Origin of the sequence: Paenibacillus gorillae (genome assembly GCF_000513275.1) — a bacterium.
GTDB classification, from domain to species: Bacteria; Bacillota; Bacilli; order Paenibacillales; family Paenibacillaceae; genus Pristimantibacillus; species Pristimantibacillus gorillae.
Map to the genome: position 1 here is coordinate 81,442 of NZ_CBVJ010000129.1, position 16,806 is coordinate 98,247.

The 16,806-nt window shown below is 49.9% G+C and carries 15 protein-coding genes; 2 read left to right on the forward strand and 13 right to left on the reverse strand.

What is annotated here, in order from left to right:
- Positions 1-132: 132 nt before the first annotated feature.
- The 7 genes from dnaB to TY10_RS24790 all read right to left on the reverse strand — a co-directional run bounded on the left by dnaB (position 133) and on the right by TY10_RS24790 (position 8,888).
- Positions 133-1,497 (reverse strand): replicative DNA helicase, encoded by a 1,365-nt coding sequence (dnaB, locus tag TY10_RS24760; RefSeq protein WP_042169723.1) that lies wholly within the window; start codon positions 1,495-1,497, stop codon positions 133-135.
- A 223-nt stretch (positions 1,498-1,720) separates the two neighbouring features.
- Positions 1,721-2,167 carry a 50S ribosomal protein L9 gene (rplI, locus tag TY10_RS24765; protein ID WP_042169727.1) on the reverse strand — a complete coding sequence of 149 codons (447 nt, stop codon included), beginning with the start codon at positions 2,165-2,167 and terminating at the stop codon, positions 1,721-1,723.
- Complete coding sequence (locus tag TY10_RS24770) at positions 2,164-4,125, reverse strand: DHH family phosphoesterase (protein ID WP_042169729.1); 1,962 nt, start codon at positions 4,123-4,125, stop codon at positions 2,164-2,166. Before TY10_RS24770 ends, rplI begins: the two co-directional genes overlap by 4 nt.
- An 18-nt stretch (positions 4,126-4,143) precedes the next feature.
- A complete protein-coding gene (locus TY10_RS24775; protein WP_238327999.1) occupies positions 4,144-5,088 on the reverse strand; it encodes a DUF2232 domain-containing protein in 945 nt (314 codons plus the stop codon).
- 243 nt (positions 5,089-5,331) lie between these two features.
- Positions 5,332-7,269 carry an amidohydrolase family protein gene (locus TY10_RS24780; RefSeq protein WP_042169731.1) on the reverse strand — a complete coding sequence of 646 codons (1,938 nt, stop codon included), beginning with the start codon at positions 7,267-7,269 and terminating at the stop codon, positions 5,332-5,334.
- Positions 7,270-7,373: 104 nt separating this feature from the next.
- Positions 7,374-7,790 carry a CBS domain-containing protein gene (locus tag TY10_RS24785; protein ID WP_155986047.1) on the reverse strand — a complete coding sequence of 139 codons (417 nt, stop codon included), beginning with the start codon at positions 7,788-7,790 and terminating at the stop codon, positions 7,374-7,376.
- A gap of 30 nt (positions 7,791-7,820) precedes the next feature.
- Entirely contained in the window at positions 7,821-8,888 is a 1,068-nt protein-coding gene (locus TY10_RS24790) for an LCP family protein (protein WP_042169735.1), read from the reverse strand.
- A 232-nt stretch (positions 8,889-9,120) separates the two neighbouring features.
- On the opposite strand from TY10_RS24790, the gene TY10_RS24795 reads away from it, so the two are divergent.
- Entirely contained in the window at positions 9,121-9,474 is a 354-nt protein-coding gene (locus tag TY10_RS24795; RefSeq protein WP_042169738.1) for a DUF4870 domain-containing protein, read from the forward strand.
- A gap of 51 nt (positions 9,475-9,525) precedes the next feature.
- Here TY10_RS24795 and TY10_RS24800 read toward each other — a convergent pair whose 3' ends face one another.
- A complete protein-coding gene (locus TY10_RS24800) occupies positions 9,526-9,873 on the reverse strand; it encodes an MmcQ/YjbR family DNA-binding protein (RefSeq protein ID WP_042169740.1) in 348 nt (115 codons plus the stop codon).
- A 25-nt stretch (positions 9,874-9,898) separates the two neighbouring features.
- On the reverse strand, positions 9,899-10,624 hold the full coding sequence (locus TY10_RS24805) for a DUF1836 domain-containing protein (RefSeq protein WP_042169743.1): 726 nt from the start codon (positions 10,622-10,624) through the stop codon (positions 9,899-9,901).
- Between the two features lie 265 nt (positions 10,625-10,889).
- Here TY10_RS24805 and TY10_RS24810 point away from each other — a divergent pair, with 265 nt between their 5' ends.
- Positions 10,890-12,221, forward strand: coding sequence for a hemolysin family protein (locus TY10_RS24810; RefSeq protein WP_042169746.1), 1,332 nt, complete (start codon positions 10,890-10,892; stop codon positions 12,219-12,221).
- A gap of 74 nt (positions 12,222-12,295) precedes the next feature.
- Here the strand turns inward: TY10_RS24810 and TY10_RS24815 are convergent, their stop codons facing one another.
- The 4 genes from TY10_RS24815 to TY10_RS24830 form a co-directional block, all read right to left on the reverse strand.
- Positions 12,296-13,450, reverse strand: coding sequence for a cation:proton antiporter (locus tag TY10_RS24815; RefSeq protein WP_042169749.1), 1,155 nt, complete (start codon positions 13,448-13,450; stop codon positions 12,296-12,298).
- A gap of 151 nt (positions 13,451-13,601) precedes the next feature.
- On the reverse strand, positions 13,602-14,777 hold the full coding sequence (locus TY10_RS24820; protein ID WP_042169752.1) for an AI-2E family transporter: 1,176 nt from the start codon (positions 14,775-14,777) through the stop codon (positions 13,602-13,604).
- Positions 14,778-14,977: 200 nt separating this feature from the next.
- Positions 14,978-16,156, reverse strand: coding sequence for an NAD(P)/FAD-dependent oxidoreductase (locus tag TY10_RS24825; RefSeq protein WP_042169755.1), 1,179 nt, complete (start codon positions 16,154-16,156; stop codon positions 14,978-14,980).
- A 23-nt stretch (positions 16,157-16,179) separates the two neighbouring features.
- Entirely contained in the window at positions 16,180-16,617 is a 438-nt protein-coding gene (locus tag TY10_RS24830; RefSeq protein WP_042169758.1) for a helical membrane plugin domain-containing protein, read from the reverse strand.
- Positions 16,618-16,806: the final 189 nt, after the last annotated feature.

Here is a 16,806-nt window from a genome sequence, read left to right on the forward strand (position 1 = left end):
CCGACTGAGGAGCAGCCCGTCAATTGTCAGAAAGACAGCAATATTAGTGTAGCAGTCTACTGATAAGAAGTCAAACAAAAAACGAACAATTGCACAGGGACCCATGCAATTGTTCGGATATACTCTATCAATCTATGAGGCTTGTGAAGGATCTTCATGCGATCGGTCAAGGCTTACGAATTTATTGAAATTTTTCAGAAAGACCAGCTCTACCGTTCCGACCGGACCGTTACGCTGTTTAGCAATAATAATCTCGATAATATTCTTTTTCTCGGATTCTTTATCATAATAATCGTCCCGGTATAAGAAGGAGACGATATCAGCATCTTGCTCGATCGAGCCGGATTCCCGAAGGTCAGACATCATCGGTCGCTTGTCCTGCCGCTGCTCTACACCCCGGCTAAGCTGGGACAGAGCAATTACCGGCACTTCAAGCTCCCTGGCAATTTGCTTCAGCGTACGGGAAATTTCCGATACTTCCTGCTGCCGGTTCTCGCCGGCTTTGCCGCGTCCTTGAATGAGCTGAAGGTAGTCGATCAGAATCATGCCGAGTCCGCGTTCCTTCTTCAAACGGCGGCATTTCGCGCGGATATCCGCGACGGTGATGCCCGGCGTGTCATCGATATAGACTTGCGCCTCGGACAAAGCGCCGATCGCCATCGTCAACTTCTCCCAGTCATCGCCTTCAAGATAGCCGGTCCGCATCCGTCCGGCATCAACATTCGCTTCTGCGCAGATCATCCGCTGGACGAGCTGAGCCGCGGACATCTCGAGACTGAAGATCGCCACAGTCTCGCGGGCGCGGACGCCGACATTTTGCGCGATGTTGAGCGCGAACGCCGTTTTACCTACGGATGGACGAGCGGCCACGATAATTAAGTCGCTTCGCTGGAAGCCCGAAGTCATCTTGTCCAAGTCAGTGAAGCCCGAAGGTATGCCAGTCATCCCCTGGCCTTTCGTATTATAAAGCGTCTCGACCTTCTCGAATACTTCCATCAGCACATCGCGAATAGAGATGAAGCCGCTGCTGGAGCGGCGGTTCGAGATTTCTAGAATTTTGCGTTCTGCGTCGCTGAGCAGCACGCTCACTTCATCGGTATTGGCATAGCCATCTGAGACGATATTCGTAGCTGTACGAATCAAGCGGCGAAGCATGGACTTCTCTTCGACGATTTGAGCGTAGTAATCGACATTGGCTGCTGTCGGCACGGCATTGGCCAGCTTGGCCAAATACGACACGCCGCCGATCTCTTCAAGCAGCTGCTGATCCTGCAAATGCGCGGTCAGCGTGACAAGGTCAACCGGCTGGTTGCTCTCCGCCAGCTCGACCATCGCTTCATAGATGCGTTGATGGGGGACGCCGTAGAAGTCTTCGCTGCGTACCCGTTCCATCGCTGTAATAAGCGCCTCGGACTGCAGCAAGATGGCACCGATAACGGCTTGCTCCGCCTCCAGATTTTGCGGCGGAACACGATCAAACATCAGCTCTGTACTCATGGTTCCCTCCTAAAGGTTGTCATGCAACTTATAAAGTTTACAGGATCATGCCCTGCCTGTCATCGTGCAGGTTGTTTCCAACTCTATCGTCTAGTAAAAAAACAAAAGTGCAGCCTGATCGCTCAAAAAGCTCTAAAGCCCAACTTTCAGTCGCTTTCAACTGCACCTTTGCTGTTAATGTTCTATTCATGCCGCTTCCATAAACGGCTTCATTGACACAAGTCTATTCTTCCGTGGTTTGAACGTTCAGCTTCGCTTTCACGTCTGCATGAAGCTTCAACGGCACTTGTGTTACACCCAGCGTACGGATTGGTTCGTCCAGCTCAATCTTGCGTTTATCGACCTTAATCCCTTGCTGGTCCGCCAGAGCTTCAGCGATTTGCTTGCTTGTGATTGCGCCGAACAGACGGCCGCCTTCACCAGCTTTCGCCTTAATAACGATTGTTAACTCTTCCAGCTTCTTGCCCAGCTCCTGAGCATCGGCCTTCTCCTGCGCCTTACGTTTCGCTTCGGAGGCGTTCTGAACCTCCAGCGTCTTCAGGTTGCCGTCAGAAGCCAGCTTGGCAAGTCCTTGCGGCAGCAGAAAATTACGCACATAACCTTCCGACAGATCCTTAATATCACCCTTTTTGCCTTGACCCTTCACATCTTTCAAAAAGATTACTTTCATTCAAATAACCCCTCTTCCGCTTCGATTTCTTCTAATACTTGCTTTAACTTCTCGGCTACTTCCATTACTGTACCTTCCAGTTGGGAAGCAGCATTCGTCAAATGTCCGCCGCCGCCCATTCGCTCCATCACGACCTGCACGTTCATCGCACCCAGTGAACGGGCGCTAATGCCGATCAAGCCGTCCTGTCTTTCGCCAATAACGAAAGAAGCTAAGATGTCGGTCATATTCAGCAGCGTGTCCGCCGACTGCGCGATCAGCAGCTGCGAAACCTTGCGGCCCGGCTCCGCCACCGCAATTGCAATATGCTCATAATAGACACCCGCGTGCTTGATGATCTCGGCTTTTTTCACATACTCCTCAAGGTCTTCCTTCAGCATACGCTGAATCATCATGGAGTCTGCGCCATTACGGCGCAGAAACGACGCGGCCTCGAACGTTCTCGCGCCGGTTCGCAGCGAGAAGCTTTTCGTATCGACGGTAATGCCTGCGAGCAGCGCCGTTGACTCGCGCACATCCAGCGTGACGCGGTCATGAATGTACTGCAGTAGCTCCGTTACCAGTTCGCAGGTGGATGAGGCATACGGCTCCATGTAGACGAGTATCGCATTGGAGATGAATTCCTCGCCCCGCCGATGATGATCGACGACGACGATTTTACTCGTTAAGCCGAGCAGCTTCGGCTCTTTCACCATCGAAGCTTTATGCGTGTCGACGACGACGGCCAGTGTTCCCGAATCCATCAGCCCTTGTGCTTGCTCCGGTGTGACGAAACGTTTGGCGAACTTGTCGTCCTCGCGCAGCAGCTCCATCATTTTCTGAATGGCGGGATTAATGCCCTCCAGTACGATATAGGCTTCCTTGCCGCCGATCTGGGCTGCCTTCAGTACGCCGATCGCGGCTCCGATCGCATCCATATCCGGCATCTTATGCCCCATAATGACGACGTTGCTGCTCTCGCGTATCAAATCGCGCAGCGCATGTGCCACGACGCGGGCCCGGACACGGGTCCGTTTCTCCACAGCATTGGATTTGCCTCCGTAGAAGGACTGTCTTCCGCCAAACTTGACGGAAGCCTGGTCGCCGCCGCGGCCAAGTGCGATATCGAGACTGGACTGGGCCCATTGCCCAAGCTCTACGATACTTTCCGCTCCGGCCGCAAAGCCAATACTGAGCGTAATCGGAATCTTTTGATCGCCGGTCATTTCACGTACTTCATCCAGTACGACGAATCTGGATTGCTCCAACTGACGCAGCGTTTTCTGATCGGTGATGAGCAGGAACCGGTCGGACGTCAGCCGCTTCAAGTAAATATGGAAGCGCTGAGCCCATTCCGTAATTTCTGTCGTCACCTTCGCTTGAAGCGAGCTCCGCTGGTGATCGTCCATGCCTTGGGTTACTTCTTCCAGACTGTCGATCATCACCACGCCAAGCGCCAGCTTCTCATCATCATACTTTTTGTTCAACTGCCAGTTGTCCGTAATATCCGTTACATATAGAATACGTTCCTTCTGCTTGAACAGCAGCTGGTATATCCGGCCCCCGAAAGTAGCCTCTACTGCTCCCTCGCGATCCTTGGCCTGCTGCAGCGTAGGAAACAACTCGCCTAGCGGCAGCCCCACGACCGAATCCTGAAACATCATTTGCGAGATATAAGGATTATGCCATTCGACCGTCTTCTCTTCGTTATACAGGATGATGCCAATGGGCAGCTCGGTGATGACGTCGTTGCTCGCCTTTTTCACCCGGTAGGACAACGTCCCTAAATAAGTCTTCAAATCCTTGCGAAACGCCCGTTCCGCAAGCACCGTGTAGACGCCTGCGGCAATCGTCAGCAGCAGGGCGGCCAGACCCAGTATCCACTGAAACCAGGCAAGCGCCACCGTCATCAATACCATTAATGCGAAAGCCCAGACCTGATGCATTCCGTGCCATCGCGTGACAAGAAACTTCGGCATTTCCTTTTCGCTCCCGTGCTATGTTTTCTTAAACGACTTGCGGATTGGGAAAGCGGCGTCCAGCACGCCAATGATGCTCAGCGGCGGGAACAGCAGTACCGGTATCGCAATCAGTACGGGAACCACTTTATGCCAACCCCGTTCATGGGCAATGAAGAAGAAAAATCCGACAGCCTGAATCGCAAACGCAAGCCGCAGCAGCGGCATCAGGTTAATTAAAGCGATGGGTAGAAACGAGCTGCTCTCTACGGATACAAACAGATCCAGCACGTATACGATTAAGTAAAACACGACGAGCGAACGCGGCAGCTTCCACTCTCTTGCCTCCGGTGTGCCCGGCAGCTCCATGCCGTATGTCTTGGCATTCAATATCCGGCGGGCAATAAAATGTGTGATAACCGAATACATGAACGCAATCATCATGAAAGCGACTGGAATCGAGTTGATCATCATGCGAATCATGAGATCGGTGTAATCATCCGTCCATACCGCCGGCAGCAAATTGTTGCTGCGGAGATCTGACACCATATCTCGCACCACGGTACGCATTTGGTCAAATACCGACAAGTCCAGCACGTACTCGAATACGATCAGTTCAAGCAGCAATAAAGCCAGTACCGCCACAAAGGTCATTTTAAGCACCTTAGAGGCCGGTTCCTTCCGCTTATACAGCTGTCCCATCACAACAGACGGGATTAAGAAGAACAACGCTACGATCAAAATTCCCGGCCCCAATACAATGGCCGCTATAACCCACACCGGGACCAGATGCAGCAAGAAGGATCTCGCCGACAGCGTGCTGAACAACACGACATAAGGCACCATCAACAGCAGAACAGACAATAAATTAAGACCAGGCACTGCCAGGAACAAAATAAGGAGCAATGCCGCTCCGCTCCATAAAACCGATTTCAATCCGGGTTTCAAACCTTTCACCTCTGCACGCGTAATCATCAGCAACATTAATTTACAATCAAGCCTATAAGCTTTGCACATTCCATTATAACACAAAAGCTCCGCCCCGCATCCCCATCCGCAAACGGTTCGTTCTTCCATCGCCCGATGCCTTTATTTTTACCTTTCCCTGTGAATGAGATACAGGAACGGTTGCCTGGCAGCCGGGAAGCACATTCAATAACCCCATTATGCAAATAAAGAAGCGGCACTGCCGAGCTCCATTATGCCCGGCTGCGCCGCCGCTTTCGCTTAACTTCCTACAATCCACTTGCCGTTATCATTCTTCACGGTGTAGCCAAGCTGCTCCAACATCGACAGCGGTATATAATCCCGCTTCCCGACCGACAGCAGCTGCACCCGTTCCCCACTGTCTAACTCCGCCTCATAACCCCGCTCCAGAAGCAACTCGCCAACAGGTGTACTCTCTTCAACAACTGACTTGTCCGCTTCTCGGCCAGAGAACGCGCCTTTACCTGAACGAACCGTATACGTATGCTGAACCACATCCCAATTCACGTTATAGCCATGCTCGCTTAGCAAGCCAAGGTCCGCGTAAGGCTGGCCGTAGAAGGAAATTACCGGGTAGTGCTGTTTCGACCATTGCAATTGTCCGGCCGTACTCTTCACCCGGACGAACTGGCTGCGAATCGGTTCACCGACCCGAATCCGCTTGTTCAGCTTCCCGTCATCCATAACAAGCCTGCCGTCAATAATGACATCGCGAATCCCCCCGGACAACCGGTCTGGGTTTTCCACCGTGGAACGGTCGATGATTGTATCGTAATCAAAAACAACGATATCTGCATCCATTCCCTTTGCCAGCCGGCCCTTCCGGTGAAGCGCTGGTGCCTGCTTCTCCAGCCGCTGTGCCGGCAGCAGGCTCATCTTCGCTATCGCATCCATGAGTGATATCGCTTGCTGCTCTCTAACATACAGTCCTACCGTTCTTGCGAACGTGCCAGAAGCCCGAGGGTGATTGTTCAAGCCAGGCTCCAATATCGCATCACTGCCGATCATGACATACGGCGCCTTCAGCGCATCGACCACATCCTGCTCCGGTATCGCATAAGCGACGGCAAGCTTCCCTTCCGACCGGTACCGGGCAAAGGTCTGCTCCGTCAGCCGCTCCATCGTGCCTGCAATTTGCAGGTCGGTGAAGGAGATCCGGAATCTGGATTGCCAGCCTTCATCAAAGCGCGCCGAATTGAGATACGTCCCCCAATAATCATACGGATAGACACAGGAGGTGATGTCCAGCCCTTTAGCGCGAGCCGCATCGATCAGCGCCAGTGACTGCTTCATTGAGAAGGTGCCGCCCGTACTGTTGATATGGTCAATATGAACAGCAGCACCTGTTTTCTCGGCATAGCCGATCAATTCTTCAATTGCGTCAATATTCGTGCCCGGCTGTTCCATATCGGAATAACGGGCATGGAAATAGACGGGTACGTTATATTCATGTGCCAGCTCCATAAGCGGAATAATCTCATCAGAGGATATGCCCGGCACGTATTCCAGGCTGAACGAAATACCCAACGCCCCTTCATTAAGCGCCCTCTCAGCCTGCAGCGCCAGCTCGCCAATCTGGTCGGGCTGCGCGCTGTCGTAACGGCCGAGCCTGAACTGATTCCGCGCCTGCGTATAGAAGAATGAGGCGCCATAGTGCAACGGCGTCTCATTGCGCTCATAATAGTCATACCATTTCGCAGGCGTTGAAGTACCGCCATGCATGGCGATGTTAGTCGTTACGCCATCTGCAATTTTTTGCCAGACACCCAGCGGGTTAGGATCATACGAGAGATTGTCGATGAAGCCCGGCGCGACGACCATCCCTTTCGCATCAATAATACGTTTCCCCTTTAGCGGCTTAGGCGTTACAATCGCGATCTCCACACCCTTAATACCAACATTCCAGCCCGTCTCATCAAGCTTCGTCTCCGGATTAATGACACGTCCGCCCGCGATGACGATATCATACTCTCTTGCGAGCTCCTCCTCCGTCCATTGCTGCTGGACGACCGAAACCGGCTTGCTCACCTTATCTGCAGATGTAACGCTGCCCTTGCTCTCATTCCCGCCGCCATGGCCGTACCAGCCCGGGTACAGTGCGACGACGATAACCGCCAATAAGCCAAAGAGACGGAACCGTCCGCGGTTTCCGTCTCTTTGGCGCTTTTTATCCGACATGCAAGCCCCTCCTGAAGTTCAAACCGTATGGTATGGCCCTATTGTCCCCTATTGTTTGGAAAAATAGACCAGCGGTTGAATCAACATTTCGCAGCTTTGCCTAACTAGGCCTCTACTGCAGCAGCACCTTGCATAATCGTCTGGCAATAATCGATAATTTCACTTCTTCTTACAATCCCGATAAACCGTTCCATATCATCCACGACCGGCACAAAGTTCTGAATCTTGGCTAGACTGATCAAGTCTTCCATATTGGAATCAATGCGCACCGAGCGGTGGTTAAGCCGCAGCGGCACCTCGGAAAGACCTACCCGATTGGCGGTCTCGAACGTAATGCCCGGCCGGTTCTTCATGAACCAGAGCAAATCGCCTTCTGTCACGGTTCCCGCATAGCCGCCATCATGATTAATAATGGGTACGGCTGTATAGCGGTGATGCTCCATCTTCTCAAGGGTTTGTCTGAGCGTTGCTTCTTGCGTTACGGTGACTACCTCCTGCTTGGGCAGCAGAAAAAATCGCAATATTCATCCGTCATTCAACTCCGTCTCTCTTTATTTGGACGATTCCGTCTCAACGGTGGCCGAGAGCGATTGTACCGGCTTCATTGTCTTGGAGACATATTTGTCCGGCAGCGTTAGCGAGCTCTTCGCTGTATCCTCGTTCAGCCAGCTTTGAATCATCGTCTTGGTTTGGCTTAAATCATCTTCATCATTGAAAAAGTACCACGTACCGCCTGGCTTCAGCCGGTGTCCTTCGCCTTTCAGCGTGTGGCTGTAGATCGTGCGGTTATTCGTTTGCAGCATGGCCTTCGCCAAATCGATCATTTGGCTAGGCGGCATATCCGTATTGAAGTTTCCGCCCATAATGTCCATGAATTCAGGAATCTTCGTCCATTGCCCGATGGAAGATGCTTTTTCCATCATCGCGTTCAAAAACGTCTGATGGCGCTCAGTCCGGCTCATATCGCCGCCTGCATCCTCACGGTAACGGACGTAATTCAATGCGTCGACCCCGTTATAGGAATCTTGGCCAGCCTTCACAATGAAATGCTCATGGTCTGGATCTTTATTCACTAAATCTTTCTCAATCGGGAGCGAGATTCCTCCCATAGCATCAATTACATCACGAAATCCGGCAAAATTAATAGCCGCGTAGTGGGTGACCGGAGCATCGAATAGTTTCTCTACCGTCTCTACCGCCATTTTCGCGCCGCCAAATGCATAGGCATGAGTAATTTTATCTTCAGTACCTTTGCCTACTATTTCGACATATGCGTCACGCGGTATCGACACCATCAGAATCGCTCCATCCTTCGGACGGACGACCGTATAGATCATCGTGTCAGAGCGTCCGGTTTCCTTGCCGCGCTGGTCAACTCCGAGCAGCAGAACGGAGAATGGCTTCTGCATTTGATTGGTCTTCGTGACATTGACCGGCTCTCTGCCTTCGAGCGGTTTATAGCTGTTTTCCAAGCTCTTCTCTACCGAATCGGATAGAAACAGATTGAAGCCAAGCAAAGCTAGAGAAGTCCGGTTTGCATAAGCGGTCGTTCCAAGCACAAGCAGAACAACGGCTATCGTTATTGTATAAGTCCAGCGTTTTTTCATGTTCTTTTTCATCAGATACCCCTAACTATAGTCTAATGAGCACATAAGTGCACCTTCTCCATTGTAAACGAGCGAATTGGTTGAAGAGTTACAAAACTTTTACAACAGGACTCTACCAATTTATACAACACTCGCCGAAATCTTCTTTTATTTTTAGTAAAGTTGAAAGATTTGGGAGGAATATTCACCTATCGCTACGAATACAATCAAGGCAGGATTACATATAGAAAGGGTGACTCTTCGGATGAACACACCTGGTATTGAGCCGGATCGTTCCTCGACCGGACTCGACCCGAAAATCGCTGGCTTGCTGGTCTATTTGGGTTGGTTCGTGACCGGAATTATATTTCTTGCCATTGAAAAGCAGAGCCGATTCGTGAAGTTTCATGCGATGCAATCGATAGCCGTATCCGTCGTACTGATCGTCTTGAACATTCTGTTCGGCATTCTTCCGTTTATCGGTTGGATCCTTGGCGCGATTCTGGCGCCTGTCAGCTTCATTCTCTGGATTGCACTGATGCTCCTTGCGCTGCAGGGCAAGCAGTTCAAAGTGCCGTATATCGGAGACTGGGCCGAGCAGCAAGCTAACAAATTCTAGGCAGCAGCAAAAAGAGGCAGTGTCGGACTAATGATCCGGCCTGCTTCTTTGCTATGTCTGCAAAGCTTGCCTGACTGCCTTCGGCAAAGCCGCAACTACGAGCTCGTAGGAATGATCCATCATGCTCTGCAGCTCCTCTTCCGTAAGCGTGCCTTCAAGCATCACTGTGTTCCAGTGCTTCTTGTTCATATGGTAGCCCGGCTTTACGTCGGCATACTGCTCGCGCAAATTTTCTGCAATATGCGGATCACATTTCAATGTAATCGAATCCTTCGAAAAGAAGGCGAACATCTTGCCTCCCACCTTCATAACAAGCGGCTGCGGACCAAACGGATACTCCTGAACCGCACCGGGCTTGTTATCGCAATATTCAATGCTGCTTGTAACACGATCCGTCACTAGATTCTCTCCTTCATACCCCTAATCAGCCTTTTAGAAACAACGTTGCGCTGCAATACCGCTTCGCAAGCGAGTGAAAATACGCGGACTGGATCGACAACGCGGCAATGAACAAGATGTTGCGCAGCGCTTTGCCCTGCTCATCCGTCAAATGCGTGAACGAACCGGCAAGCTTGTCAGCAGCCGTGCGGATCGCTTGCTCCAGCATCGGTTGCCTCGTTCCTTCGAGCTCAGCAAACAGCGTAGAGTAAGCCGCGTAGAGAGCCAGCGGATCAATCAAGTCGCCTTGCGCTCCTTCACCCTGCGGTTTGCAAAATAAGAGATCAAACAGCTTGCGGATCGAATCGAAATCGAGATTCGCTTTCAGATCATCGATGATATACAGAAGCGCCGCTTGTTTAAGCGAATATTTCTTGCCCACCTGCGGACATTCAAAGTACGCTTTAAAATCTCGTTTAACCCAATTTTGCATCGAGGTCATTGAAATTTGAGAGTATTCGATAAGCTGGCCCAGTGCGGATATTTCCTGCAGCGAAAAACCTCTCACCTTGTTTCCTTTAATAAGCTTATCCAGTACAGGAGGCAATGCAGTCGATAAAAAAGCCGGCAGCGGCGATCCTGCGGCATAAGCCTCACAATGTGTTTTTTTCCATGCCTGCTGCAGAACCTGCAGCGGATTATCCTGGCCGCTGCCTTGCAGTGCCAGCAGCAGACCTGCCATTTCTTTGCGAGTAAGCGTGAAGGTCTCCATGGTCGCTTTCCTCCTCAGACGTAAATAAAAGAGCAATTATCTCATTTGGAGTTCATTTGAACTTATCATACGCCCATGAACAAGGCCTTGTAAAGACGAGATAATCGCAGATAATACCCTCCTGATTCCGGTTTCCAACCTAAAACACTCCGTTACCGACTTGCAGAGCAATATAGCGAATTTGCATAGCGACTATAATATTCAGTATAGTAGAGCATATATATATTACAAAAATCTACAATACGAAGGATTGTGAAGAACCGAAATGGACAGTAGTATAGGATTAAATTTATTTTTGATTGCGTTGTTGATCGTATTAACCGCCTTTTTTGTGGCGACGGAGTTCGCAATTATCAGACTTCGCACAAGCCGTGTGGATCAGTTGGTCCTCGAAGGCAAGAAAAACGCGAAGTTCGTACAGCGAGTAACGAGTAATTTGGACGCGTATCTGTCCGCCTGCCAATTAGGTATTACGATTACTGCTCTCGGCTTAGGCTGGCTCGGCGAGCCTACAGTAGAGAAGATCCTTCTTCCTCTGTTTGAAGGCATGCATATCAACAATGAAATCAGCCATATTTTATCCTTTATCATTGCATTTGCTTCAGTTACATTTCTTCACGTCGTGGTGGGCGAGCTGGCCCCGAAAACATGGGCAATTCAGAAAGCCGAGTTTATCAGCTTTCAGGTTGCACGGCCGATTATTTTGTTCCATAAAATCATGTATCCGTTCATCTGGGCGCTTAACGGCTCTGCGAATGCCATAACCCGCATGTTTGGACTGAAGCCGGCCAAAGAACATGAAGAGGCGCATTCCGAGGAAGAAATTCAGATCATTCTGAATGACAGCTTCCAAAGCGGCAAAATCAACAATACCGAATACGGTTATGTAAGCCGGATTTTTGCCTTTGACGAAATGCTTGCCAAAGAAATTATGGTGCCCCGCACCGACATGATTTGCTTGTACACGAACAATTCTTTAATGGAAAACATGGACATTATCCGTAAGGAACAATATACACGCTTCCCGGTTGCGACCGACAGCAAAGACAACATTGTCGGCATGATCAACACGAAGCAGCTTTTCCTTGAATTCCAAGACAATCGCGAGTTTGATTTCAAAAAGCTTGTTCATCCGGTACTGACGGTATCCGAAGTACTTCCGGTTAAAACCTTGCTCAAACGGATGCAGCAGGAACGCGTTCATATCGCCATCTTGATGGACGAATATGGCGGTACTTCCGGCATCATTACGATTGAAGATATCTTGGAAGAGATCGTCGGCGAAATCCGCGACGAATTTGATGGCGACGAACGCCGTGAGATCGAGAAGCTGGCCGATAACTGCTACCTGCTCGACGGCAAAGTATCGCTCGATGAGATCAGCGACATGACCGGCGCCAACTTGGACAATGATGAAGTCGACACAGTCGGCGGCTGGCTGTACAGCGTCATTCAAGATCCGAAGCCAGGCAAAGAGCTTCGCCATGACAACATGCGCTTCATTATTCGCGAGGTCGGCAAGCACCGGATTAAGAAGGTTGAGCTGATCATCGAGAACGAGGCAACTGAAGAGACAGCCGTAGTCGAAACGGCCTAACCTCTATACACCCTTTATAAAGATAAGAACCCGCTGGTAGCAGCGGGTTCTTTTTTCATCTCCTTATTCTCACCTTATTTCGAGGTTAACTGACGATCTTCTTTAAAAACCGCTTTTAACAACGGAGGGGTAATAAGCGTCGTAAGAATAACGACCAATACAACGGAGGTAAAATAGTCAGGCAGCAGCAGACCTGCCTGTAATCCCGTTGACGCGATAATAAGCGCTACCTCCCCCCTAGACACCATGCCAGCGCCAATAACGATGGAGGACCGGTTATCGAAGCCCGTAAGCCTCGCCCCCGCGCCTCCGCCTATGAGTTTCGTAACAACAGCCACGATTGTCAACAATACAATAAACAGCCATTGACTGCCGACGCCATCGAAGGTAATGTTCAGGCCGATGCTGACGAAAAAGACCGGTACGAATAACGTGTAAGCGATCGGCTCTATTTTCGACTCCACCTGATGCTTGAAGGACGTCTGCGAAATCGCAATCCCGGCGGAGAATGCGCCGATAATGCCTGCGATGCCCATCATTTCCGCAAAGTAAGAAAAGGCGAGACAGACGATTAAACCTGCACTCATCACCGCCTCCGTTACCTTGAACGGTGCGAATAACTTCATGAACCTTGGCACGATGAACCAGCCAGCAGCGATGACAACGATAAAGAACAACACCTTCTTGCCAATCAATAGACCGATAGAGACATCACCCGCCGTACCTAGAAAGCTCATCATGACCGCCAGCAAAATAACGACGAGTACATCGTCCACTACAGCCGCACCAAGTATCGTCGTTCCCTCTCTCGATCTAAGCCGGTCCATCTCCTTCAGTGTCTGTACAGAAATGCTGACCGAAGTTGCGCATAGCAGCAAGCCGAGAAATAGCGCTTCATTATTCGTTAGGCCAAAGCCTGCCGCCAAAGCGTATCCCCCGATAAATGGTAATAGGATTCCCCCAATAGCAACCGAAAAGCTGGCTTTCCAATTCTTGCGCAGCTGATCAACATCAGTCTCCAGTCCTGCGATAAACATTAGCAGCAGCACACCAATTTCTGAAAAATGACCGATAAACTCGTTAGGCTGAACCCAGCCGAGTATAGCCGGTCCAATCAAAATACCGGCCAGCAGCTTGCCAAGCACCGAAGGCTGTCCCAGCTTAACTGAAATTGCTCCTGCAACTTTGGTACATAGAATAATCAACATCAAATACAAAATAAAAGTCATATTCCCCTCCAACAGTAAAATGGCTTTATTATGACAAGAGGAGCCTGTATCTATACAGGCTCCTCTTGTCAGTTAAAGACAGAAAAAGCCCGTCGTTGACAGGCTCCTCCAGTCCGTGCTTATTCATTTATTGCTTTCTATTATACAGAAATTACGCTTTAGGTTCAATGGAAACCGGCGGCGGGGTGACTTCTTCTTCATTATACAATGTAGATTTCCCCTTGATGTAGTTGAACAGATTCATAAAGGCAACCTTCAACACCGCGTAGCCAGGAACGGCTAATATGATTCCTACTATGCCGAATAAATTGCCTGCGGTCAGGATAACGAAAATGATCGTAATGGGATGAATTCGCAAGCTTTTACCCATAATTTGCGGGGAAATAAATTTCCCTTCGATGAGTTGGACAATCGTCCATATTACAATCATCTTCACCAGCATAATCGGTGACGTTACGAGTGCCACGATAAGCGCAGGCGTAATCGCAATAGCTGGCCCCAAGTATGGAATAACAGCCGTACAAGCCGCGATCAGAGCCAGTACAAGCGAGTATTTAAGCCCGATAATGATATAGCCCAGATAGAGCAAGGCGCCGATGCAAAAGCTGACAATAATTTGTCCGCGAATGTAACTGCTGATTTGCGAATTCATCTCGCCGAACACGCGCAGCGACGAGCCACGAACCTTAGTCGGAAGGAAGCCGACGATGGTGCGCGGCAGCTTCTTGCCTTCGTACAGTAAGTAAAACAAAATGAACGGCAGTGTAATGATGGCAAGCACAACTTCCTTCAGCGTACTGAAGAACGCACCGACGCTGGACCACACATTGTTCAGTATAGAAGTAACCTTACTCGTTACATTGCTGGTCAATTCAGTGGTGTTAATATTGAGCCATTCCTGAACCTGACTGGAAAGTGAACTCCCAATAATGGAATCGAACTGTTTCTGGATTTGCTCCGCATAGTCCGGGAAGTTATTAATAAAACCAGTAATCTGGTCGGTTATGAGCGGAATGACGGATACGAGCAGGATCGTAATCAAGCCAATAATAATGACGAATAGCAGCAGGATGGAATAGGCCCGCTTCACCTTCCATCGTTCCAGATAATCGACGATTGGATTCAATAAATAGTAGACTACTCCCGCTAATAAGACGGGCAGTAATATCGTCTTGAGCAGCACGGTCAGCGGCGTAAATATATACGATATTTTCGTAAATACCATAATATTCAGCCCGATGAGCAGAAGCACGAACAGAAAGATGACGAACTTGTTGTTCAGAAATAATTGCTTGAACCGGCTGGGGCCCGTTTGCGTCGGTTCCATATCGTTTCCTCCCTGATCTATATAATCCATAACTAAAGCTATGCTTGCACTATAAGGGATATTATAGCATTCAGACTTGACCGATTGCGAATTTACGGAGCTGTATCTACGCGTAAAAAAAAGCCCTCTCCAGGGAGCTAAGTCATTAAGTAAACCTTAATGACTTAGCTCCGACAGAGAGGACTTCTTGTTCGTCGTTATTAGTGAACCAGGGAGAACAGACCGTTGACGTGCGACAGGTAACGCACGTTGCTCGCTTCCTTCATCAGGGAAGCCGTAAGGCCTCTCAGACGAAGCTGGCTAGCGCCAACCGTACCGATCGCATCTTTGCGGCCCAAGCTTGCCAATACGCCGGAGTTCACGAACTCGAACGATTTCATTGGCAGACCTTTGTGGTTCGCATACAGGTTGTAGCCGATTGCTTCGCCCATTTGCCATGCGATTTGCGCGCTTGGCGGGAATGGACGGCCTTCTGGACCAAATACAACCGCATTGTCGCCTGCGAGGAATACGTCAGCATGCGAAGTGGATTGCAGGAACTCGTTAACTGTTGCACGGCCGCGGTTAACTTCGATACCGCAATTCGCTACAACAGGGTTGCCTGTTACGCCGCCAGTCCATACGAACGTATTCGTATCGATCGCGTTGCCGTCTTTCAGCAATACTTTCGTGCCTTGTACTTCCGTTACAGCAACGCCCATGATGAGCGTAACGCCACGGTTTTCAAGGCTAGCTTTCGCACGTTCAACCAGCTCAGCAGGGAAACCAGCCAGAATCGACGGGCCAGCTTCGATGTTGTACAGCTTGATTTCATTGCGGTCAACGCCTTTAGCTTCACACCATTTTGGAAGCATGTCCGCGATTTCGCCGATCAGCTCGATGCCAGTCAGGCCGCCGCCGCCAACAACGATCGTAGCGTCCTTCGCGTCTTTCGATTTTGCATAAGCATCCAGACGAGCTTGAATGTGTGCGGATACTTTTTTCGCTTCTTCAACCGATTTCAGCGTCATGCTGTTCTCTTCCAGACCTGGAATGCCGAAGAATGCTGTTTCGCCGCCAAGCGCTACAACGAGCTTATCGTAGCCCAGGTTGCCGCTTGCCAGCAGGCGAACTTGTTTTTTCTCCGGATCAATGCTTTCAACGTTGTCGATGATCAGCTCAATCGATTTGTCTTTCAGCAATTTGTTCAAAGGCAACGCAACGTTCTTCTCATCCAGGCCGCTTACAGCCAGACGGTGAAGCTCGGTTACGATTTGGTGGTAAGGCACACGGTTAACGAGCGTAATCTTAGCTTCTTCAGCCGAGAAGTGTTTGCGGGCAGTCAGAGCGCTCAGCAAGCCGCCGTAGCCGCCACCTAGAATTAAAATTTGTTTAGCCATGCTAATCCTCCGTCCTTAGTATGTTAGTTAGCGCCTTTACGCTCGGACAATACCGCTAGAAATGCTTGTGCAAAACGGAATGACGATTGCACTTGCGGATCTTTCAGCATTTTCAACAATCCAAACAGACCGATAGTCGCCGAAGCGTCAGCCTGTGCACGATCATTAGCTTCTACTGCTGCGGAAGCCAAACCTTTAGCCTTGTCGGCGATTGGTTTAATAAAGTCTCCTGCGCCATGAATCATGTCGTTAACCAATACTTTGTCGTTCGCTACTGTCGATGCAACGTCATACGCTTTTGTAAGCAGTGTTACCATCTCAGCCAATTTCGGCAGGTTCTCTACCAATACGGTAAGCGACGCTTGAACCTCCGGCTTCAACAATTGTTCAAGCACATCCAGTTCACGTACAGATACGGCTTCTTCACCGCTCTCGAGTTGTTTCGTTACTGTTTCGGACATACGAATTGCAGCCTCCCTTATGCATGCTGTGTATTATGAGCTGTGTATTGCTTTCACGAACCATTCCTTAATAATGTGCCAATTTCTTGTGAAAACATTCACAATCCGGACAAACTATGACGGCTCGTTGCTCCTCAATATGTTCATTGTATTCCTCTTTCACCAAATGTTCAATTCCTATTTTCAGGA

Excerpts from the sequence above, each read along its gene's own strand:
- TY10_RS24815 (WP_042169749.1), bottom strand. The coding sequence starts at position 13,450 with ATGACTTTTATTTTGTATTTGATGTTGATTATTCTATGTACCAAAGTT.
- TY10_RS24775 (WP_238327999.1), bottom strand. The coding sequence starts at position 5,088 with ATGTTGCTGATGATTACGCGTGCAGAGGTGAAAGGTTTGAAACCCGGA.
- TY10_RS24780 (WP_042169731.1), bottom strand. The coding sequence starts at position 7,269 with ATGTCGGATAAAAAGCGCCAAAGAGACGGAAACCGCGGACGGTTCCGT.
- rplI (WP_042169727.1), bottom strand. The coding sequence starts at position 2,167 with ATGAAAGTAATCTTTTTGAAAGATGTGAAGGGTCAAGGCAAAAAGGGT.
- TY10_RS24805 (WP_042169743.1), bottom strand. The coding sequence starts at position 10,624 with ATGGAGACCTTCACGCTTACTCGCAAAGAAATGGCAGGTCTGCTGCTG.
- TY10_RS24795 (WP_042169738.1), top strand. The coding sequence starts at position 9,121 with ATGAACACACCTGGTATTGAGCCGGATCGTTCCTCGACCGGACTCGAC.
- dnaB (WP_042169723.1), bottom strand. The coding sequence starts at position 1,497 with ATGAGTACAGAGCTGATGTTTGATCGTGTTCCGCCGCAAAATCTGGAG.
- TY10_RS24820 (WP_042169752.1), bottom strand. The coding sequence starts at position 14,777 with ATGGAACCGACGCAAACGGGCCCCAGCCGGTTCAAGCAATTATTTCTG.
- TY10_RS24830 (WP_042169758.1), bottom strand. The coding sequence starts at position 16,617 with ATGTCCGAAACAGTAACGAAACAACTCGAGAGCGGTGAAGAAGCCGTA.
- TY10_RS24790 (WP_042169735.1), bottom strand. The coding sequence starts at position 8,888 with ATGAAAAAGAACATGAAAAAACGCTGGACTTATACAATAACGATAGCC.
- TY10_RS24770 (WP_042169729.1), bottom strand. The coding sequence starts at position 4,125 with ATGCCGAAGTTTCTTGTCACGCGATGGCACGGAATGCATCAGGTCTGG.
- TY10_RS24810 (WP_042169746.1), top strand. The coding sequence starts at position 10,890 with ATGGACAGTAGTATAGGATTAAATTTATTTTTGATTGCGTTGTTGATC.
- TY10_RS24825 (WP_042169755.1), bottom strand. The coding sequence starts at position 16,156 with ATGGCTAAACAAATTTTAATTCTAGGTGGCGGCTACGGCGGCTTGCTG.